This is a genomic window from Actinomadura sp. 9N215 (assembly GCF_044326345.1).
Classification (GTDB): Bacteria; Actinomycetota; Actinomycetes; order Streptosporangiales; family Streptosporangiaceae; genus Spirillospora.
The window spans coordinates 1-6,555 of sequence record NZ_JBIRBA010000063.1 but is presented as its reverse complement, the minus strand read 5'-3'; the positions used below and the strand labels follow the sequence as shown (position 1 = coordinate 6,555).

The window sequence follows — 6,555 nt, the reverse complement described above, 5'->3', positions numbered from 1 at the left end:
GGTCAGCCGTCCGGTCTCGTCCAGGCGGAGCATCACGATCGCATCAGCGCGGACAATGTCATGGCCGCCGCTGGCCGCGACCCAGACCTCGGTCACCGTCCCACTCATGAACCTCACCTCCCCGGCTTCGGCAGTCCGCAAGGCCGCCACCACCCAACATAAACGGCTCGACATCACGTCCGTCAGAATCACGACGACGACGCGCGGCCCAGACGGGACGCGCGCCCCAGACGGGACGCGCGGCCCAGACGGGCGGCGGCGGGGGTCACGACCACCGTCGGCGGTTATCGCCCCCGCTGATCGACCTTGCTCGGATCGCCCGTTACGGCGGGCGGGAGATCGAGCTCAACTGGTAGTAGACGCCGATCACGCGTCCGAGTTCTGAGCGGAAGATCATGACCACGATCGTGCGCAGAGGCCACATCCCCAAGGGCACGCCGATCTTGGCCAACGATCCACAGGTCCGGCTTCCCGCGTCGCCGGGTACTGCATAACCTGCGCGCCGTCGGCGGTCCACCGCGTCCGGAACTGGAGTACTGATCCAACGGCAGCGCGTCGCGGTGCTCGGAAAGGGGGCTCTCGATGAACCACGAAATGAGAGTCCGAACCATGACCTCAAGCGTGCCCACCGGCCCGAACGGGTCGGCGCCACACTGTGAGCATGTGGACGGTCTGACGCCCGTCACTCCCACGATCGCGCGGCTGCACGGTGTGCGAGGCGCGAGGAGGCGGGTGGACGGCCCTCCGAATCTGTCTGACCTGCGGCTGGGTGGCGTGTTCCGACGACTCACCGAACCGCCACGCACAAGCGCATTACCAGGAGACCGACCATCCGCTCGCCGCCGCGACGGAACCGGGATCCACCTGGAGATGGTGCTACGTCCACGAACGCCTAGTCTGACTCCGGCCAGTTTCCAGTGGTCGACGGCCCCGCCAAGCTGAGCCGCCCACAACTTGAACAGGCTCCAATCTGTCATCTCCCGGGGAGAAGGGACGTTCGGAGAACGGCTGTTTCCCCCGCCGCGGTGGGAGGGTTGAATGGAAAATGAGCGGGCATGCCGGCCCGGTGGCCGTATTCTGCGGCGCATTGGGGCCGCTGCTTCGACCGGTTCGGAAAGACCGATCCTGGCAGTCACCGAACTCATGGCTCGTCGAGGAGTTCGGTCATGGACATCATCGCCTGGATCATTCACCTGAGTTCGCCGAAGAGCGGTGTGTGATGCCGATAGCGGGCGGCGTCGCCCTCCTGACGATCGGCGCGATCCTCACTTTCGCCGTCACGGGGTCCGTACGCGGTATCGATCTGCACGCGGTGGGCACCATCTTGATGGCCGCCGGTGCGGCCCTGCTGCTGCTTCCGCTGGTCATGCGCGGCATGTCACCCCCGAAGCGATGGTCCGCCCGCAGCCGCCAAGACGCCATCGACGAAGCGGACGACAGGCGGCGGAACCCCGCCGCGCCGCCGCCCCACGACAGCTCGCCCGACGCTGACGGTGCAACCCGCCAAAGCCGCGCCCGGCCGCGACGTAGCCGACGCTAGACCGAGGAGGTGCCCGCATGAACATCGCCGGTGAACACCGCCAGGGAGGTCCTGAGGCCCTGAGGCTGAGCCCCGGCCGCGAAGGTCCATGGAAGCGCCGTCCCTCGGCAGCGGTCAGCCGCACTCGCGGCGCCCGACTGTCACTCCCGAGTTCGGTGACCGTGACCAGGTCCGACAAGAGGTGCCCGATGACCATGAAAGATGAATACCTGCGGCTGATGACGGAGCTCATCGGCGGCATGGCCATTGCGGTGGCCCTCGTCTGCGCGCTGATCGCGGCGGTCGCCATCGTCGTCTCCTGACGCGGCCGAGGGCAGGGAACCACGACGTGGGGACGGCCTGAAACACTGAGCTGGTCGCGCGGGCCCCCGTCCTCAGTGATGGGGCACCGGTCGTCGATGACGTCCGGCCGCCGCCACGCCGCGGCCGCCCGCATGGTCGGACGGTCGGCCAGCGGCTGTCTCTCCGGCCGCTGCCCGCCCGGGCGGCAGCCGTCACTGGCTGGCTGGGCAGACGGGGGTCGTGCGGCGGCTTCGACTCCCGTGCGGATGTGGGCTCTCCGATCGGGATCGAGCCCGGACCGGGACCGCCCGCCGTTTGGCCCGCGTCGCGGGACCGGGCGCGGTTCGGCCGCATCGCCTCGGGTTGCGGCCGGCGTGATCTCGGTTATGCGGCGACTTCGGCGTGGACGTTCCGGGTGAGGTGAACGGTGAGGGTGCGGTCGAGCGCGGTGAGTCGGAGCTGCGCGGCGACCTGGGGGCCGGGGTCGGCGAGGCGTACGGTGATGCCGAGCCCTGCGGCGCGGCGCTGGATGCCGACCAGTACGGCCAGCCCGGCCGCGTCGGCGGACGCCACCTCTCTCAGGTCGAGGATCAGCAGGCGGCCGCTGTGCCGCAACGCGCCGATCAGGTGCTCGCGCAGCGCTGGGGCGGCGGCGCCGTCGAGGACGCCCGACAACGCGACGATGGTGTGGCCGGGACGCCGGTGGGCGGGCATCCTCACTTCGTCGGGGGCCCGGACAAGGCCCGCGGTGGCGGGTGCGGTGGCGGTGAGTGTGGTCATGGTGATCTCCGATCACGGGTGGGCGGGCGCGCCGGCCCGGACGGCCGGATGACGGCCGGCCGGGCAGCGGAGCGGATCAATGTGCCGCGAGGCGTTCCTGCAGTCGTCCGCCCTCGGACTCCCAGTCGCTCTCGGAGACCGTCGGGGCGCCGGCCCGGTCCATCCGGCCGGGTGGCGGGGTGAGGGCGGCCAGCAGGTCAGGCGTGTGCAGGAGGTTGTGCGGGTGGGACGCCAGCTCCATCGACGCCTCGGCCTCGTCCCGGGGGGTGGAGACCGGGACGGTGAACAGGTCCACGCGCCGGCCGTCGGCGTGGATCGCGGTGAGCAGCCCGGAGGGCAGGGAGTCGAACCAGCTCAATCGCACCACCCGGGTGTCGGCCGGGCCGTCGATGCGCAGTCGCCGGGGACGGCTGTCCCAGTCGTCCACCCGGAGCAGGACGTGGGTGATGGGACGCTGGTCGTCGATCGGGCCGTGGTCCTGCAAGGCCAGGATCAAGCCCGGCAGTTCCGCGACCGGGTCGGTCGAGCGGGGCCACCAGGCGCCGTCCAGCACGGGCCGCGCCGAGCCGGGTAGGGCCGCGGGACGCAGCCGCACCCGGGGAGTCGAGGGTGGGGACAGGCTGATCGTGGTGCGGCGTTCGGTGGTGGTCCACATGGCAGGCGCCTTCCTTTGGCTTCCGATCGGAGTGGTGGGTCGGATTCTCAGCGGAGGCGCTTGCGGGTCAGCGGGCGCAGTTGCGTGAGACGGGCCATGCCCAGGAGCAAGGTGACCGCGACAGCCCACAGCTCGGACCACACCACGCTCGTGCGGGCCGCCTTCACCGTTCGCGCCGACGGCAGCGACTTGTGCCGATCGGGGACTCCGGGGCCAGGTGGTCTGAGCCGGGACACCGAACCGGCCTGGCCGTTGGCGCGCGGCTTGCGCGAGGTCTGCATGGCTCCCCCTCTCCGGGGGGCGGGCCGGTGTGACGGAAGCCCTCAGAACGGGATGCCGTCGTTTGCCGGATACTTTTATTCTATCCGAATAATTGCCAATATACGGGAAACTGAAATAGTTTCTGAGGTGATCCGCTCACGCATCGGGACCGTCGACACCCGAGCGCGAGAAACCCCGCTCCATTCCTGTCGATTTCCGGACGAGGCGGCGGGTTATCAGCGCGAATGATGGGTTGTGCAAGGAGTGGCTGTATCCATCGCCGGGTCATCAGGCTTGACTGGCGTGGCCGGCCCACACTGCCTGGGGAAAATGGGCCGGACGCTCCAGGGCCGTCCACTCCTCCCCGAGTCGGCGGCCCTGGACCAGCAGCCCGCCCGTCGTGAATGAGGGCGCCATGATCACTGATCGACGCGGGTGAACCGGAATAGGCCGCCATCCTCGACCTCAGCGTCGAGCGTGCCGAGAAAGCGCTCGCCCAACGCTCAACCGCCCGGTTCCGGCGAGCGGCCGCCTCCCGTTCGGCCGGCGACGTCCGACAGCAGTAGCCGCGTGTGTACGCGCCGCTTCCGGTCCCGGCGCACAACGTCGACCAGTACCCGGGCTGCCTCCCCCTGCCAGGTCAGGCAGCACGAACCGGTGGACGCGGCTGAAACGGCGGCCGCGCCGCTGGCGCTCCGCATTGAACGGGTCGCAGGGTTAGACCGCAGGTCGTGAGCGGCCTATGCTACGTGCGACGACGGCAGTCGTCTGTCGGGCCGCTCCAGACCCTGGCGGTGTAGGTGCACACGCTCCAGGGAAGTGGCTGCCATGACGGCATTCGAACCATCGCCCCCATCCTCCGTTCCACTGGCGCTGCGGACGCGGCTGGACACCACGACCGGCGAGGGCGCCCAAGCCGGGGCGCAGGTCAGACTCCGGCGGACGGACGTCGACTGCGATGCCGAGTCGAAGGCGATGCTGCTGGCACTCGCCGGTGAGATCGACGCCTCCAACAGCGGCTGGCTGACCGTCCAGCTCAGCGCCATGATCACCAGCGCGTCCACCGGCCACGCCGGCGCCGCGCCGAGCAGTGGCGTGATCATCGACCTCACGCGCGTCAGGTTCTGCGACGCCAGCGGTATCACTGCCCTGGTCAAGGCATCCAAACATGCTGAGAACATGCACCTGGTCCTGGAGTTGGCCGGAGCCACGGGCCGGGTCGACCGCATCCTTCGCCTGACCGGCATCGACGACGTCCTCACCCTGCATGCGGAGCCGGCGGACGCGTTGAAGGCGCTGTGCAGCCCAATGTGACCACCACGCGGCTCGGCGTGCCGAACGCGCATCGCACCGTCCGTCCCGGCAATACCGTCCGTCCCGGCGCGGCCTCTGAGGTCGCGATCTTGCGGGCTTGCCGGAGCCCGTGGTCAGCATCAGCCGAAGCGGCGTGCGGTGGCGCCGGCCGCGCGCCATGGACAGGGCCAGCCGACCGGCCGGTCCCTTCAATATCGCGGTGACCAGCACGACCGTCATGATCAGCGGACTGGATGACCCGGTCCGCCTCGACGGCCTGTGCGGTCAGTCCATCTCGCCTCACCGGTGCCTGGCGGACGGTCAAACCGCTCCCCCAGAGGCAAGGTCGGGTGAGTGGGAGCCTGCGTGGAGGCATGGGTGCGGCGTGCTCGGGTATGCGGTGCGCTCCAGAACCGGAGACAGGCGTAGACCTACGCAGCGAAGGAGGAGGCGAGGGTCATGACCTCGATGACCTCACCGGGGCCGGCCGTGGACCGGCCGAGAGCGCGTGGCCGGCCCGCACCGGCCTTGGCCGAGGGACACAAGTCCACCGCGGCCGTGGTGGTGATGTGGGTGATGGTGGTGATGCCGCTCGCGGCTTTGGCCGCGGCCGTGCCGGTGGCGTGGGGCTGGGGCTTGAGCCCGCTCGACGTGCTCATCGCGGTGACCGGGTATGTGATCGCCGGGCTCGGCGTCACCGTCGGGTTCCACCGCTATCTCACCCACGGGTCGTTCAAGACCGGCCGGCCATTGCGCGTGGCCCTGGCGGTGGCCGGAAGCCTGTCAGTGGAGGGGCCGGTGATCGGATGGGTGGCCGACCACCGCCGTCACCACGCCTTCGCCGACCGCGAGGGTGACCCGCACTCACCGTGGCGGTTCGGGCACAGCGTGCGCGGCCTGGCCAAGGGCATGGTGTTCGCGCACGTCGGCTGGATGCTCAACCGCGATTTCACCAACCGGGCGCGGTTCGCCAAGGACCTGCTCGCCGACCCCGCGATTCGCCGCGTGGACCGGTGGTTCCCGGTCCTGGCCGGGGTGTCGCTGCTGGCGCCACCGGCGGCCGGGCTGCTGATCACCGGCACCTGGACGGGCGCCGCGACCGCGTTCTTCTGGGGGACCCTGGTCCGGATCGCCCTGCTGCATCACGTCACCTGGTCGATCAACTCGGTCTGCCACGTGTTCGGCGACCGGCCGCTGACCACCCGGGACCGGGCCACCAACTTCTGGCCGCTGGCGGTCCTGTCGTTCGGCGAGAGCTGGCACAACGGCCACCACGCCGATCCCACCAGCGCCCGGCACGGCATGCTGCCGGGTCAGATCGACCCCTCGGCCCGGCTCGTCCGGTGGCTGGAGATGCTCGGCTTGGCACACGACGTACGCTGGCCCACCCAGTCCCGCATCGCCGCACGGCGCCGCGGACTCAGGGAGCGCGGAGATACTCGCTGATCGGCCAGTCAGGGCGGTACGGCGTTTGGACGCGCGTGATCACGTCGACCACGCGGCCAGGCTCGCTCAGCGGGAGCATGCGCAAGCCGCAATGTGCCGGGTGTCGCGAATTGAGGCGCACGGAGTCGGCCGTCGTCCGCGCTCTCTTCGGCGCCTTCCCCGTCATCGTCCGCGGTCAGGTCTGGTCGGCGCGACGGCTGGGATCGTGGGGTGGGCGCAGGGAGTTCACCACGGCGGGGTCGTCGTCGATGACGGCCTGGGCGAGGTCGGCGAGTTTGCGGTTGGTGTTGCGCGCCTG

General features: G+C 70.1%; 7 protein-coding genes. 4 read left to right on the top strand and 3 right to left on the bottom strand.

Going from position 1 to position 6,555, the window contains the following annotated elements; all coding sequences use genetic code 11:
• Window positions 1-709: 709 nt before the first annotated feature.
• On the top strand, window positions 710-901 hold the full coding sequence (locus ACH34T_RS44470; RefSeq protein WP_396027072.1) for a UBP-type zinc finger domain-containing protein: 192 nt from the start codon (window positions 710-712) through the stop codon (window positions 899-901).
• 144 nt (window positions 902-1,045) lie between these two features.
• Window positions 1,046-1,540 carry a DUF6458 family protein gene (locus ACH34T_RS44465; protein ID WP_396027071.1) on the top strand — a complete coding sequence of 165 codons (495 nt, stop codon included), beginning with the start codon at window positions 1,046-1,048 and terminating at the stop codon, window positions 1,538-1,540.
• A gap of 666 nt (window positions 1,541-2,206) precedes the next feature.
• Here the strand turns inward: ACH34T_RS44465 and ACH34T_RS44460 are convergent.
• From ACH34T_RS44460 to ACH34T_RS44450, 3 genes are all read right to left on the bottom strand, one after another.
• Window positions 2,207-2,602, bottom strand: a complete 396-nt coding sequence (locus ACH34T_RS44460) for an STAS domain-containing protein (RefSeq protein ID WP_396027070.1) — start codon at window positions 2,600-2,602, stop codon at window positions 2,207-2,209.
• Window positions 2,603-2,678: 76 nt separating this feature from the next.
• Window positions 2,679-3,257 (bottom strand): DUF5994 family protein, encoded by a 579-nt coding sequence (locus ACH34T_RS44455; RefSeq protein ID WP_396027069.1) that lies wholly within the window; start codon window positions 3,255-3,257, stop codon window positions 2,679-2,681.
• Between the two features lie 47 nt (window positions 3,258-3,304).
• Window positions 3,305-3,538, bottom strand: a complete 234-nt coding sequence (locus ACH34T_RS44450; RefSeq protein ID WP_396027068.1) for a hypothetical protein — start codon at window positions 3,536-3,538, stop codon at window positions 3,305-3,307.
• An 808-nt stretch (window positions 3,539-4,346) separates the two neighbouring features.
• Between ACH34T_RS44450 and ACH34T_RS44445 the strand changes: the two genes are divergently transcribed.
• Entirely contained in the window at window positions 4,347-4,832 is a 486-nt protein-coding gene (locus tag ACH34T_RS44445; protein WP_396027067.1) for an STAS domain-containing protein, read from the top strand.
• 438 nt (window positions 4,833-5,270) lie between these two features.
• Complete coding sequence (locus ACH34T_RS44440) at window positions 5,271-6,257, top strand: acyl-CoA desaturase (protein WP_396027066.1); 987 nt, start codon at window positions 5,271-5,273, stop codon at window positions 6,255-6,257.
• Window positions 6,258-6,555: the final 298 nt, after the last annotated feature.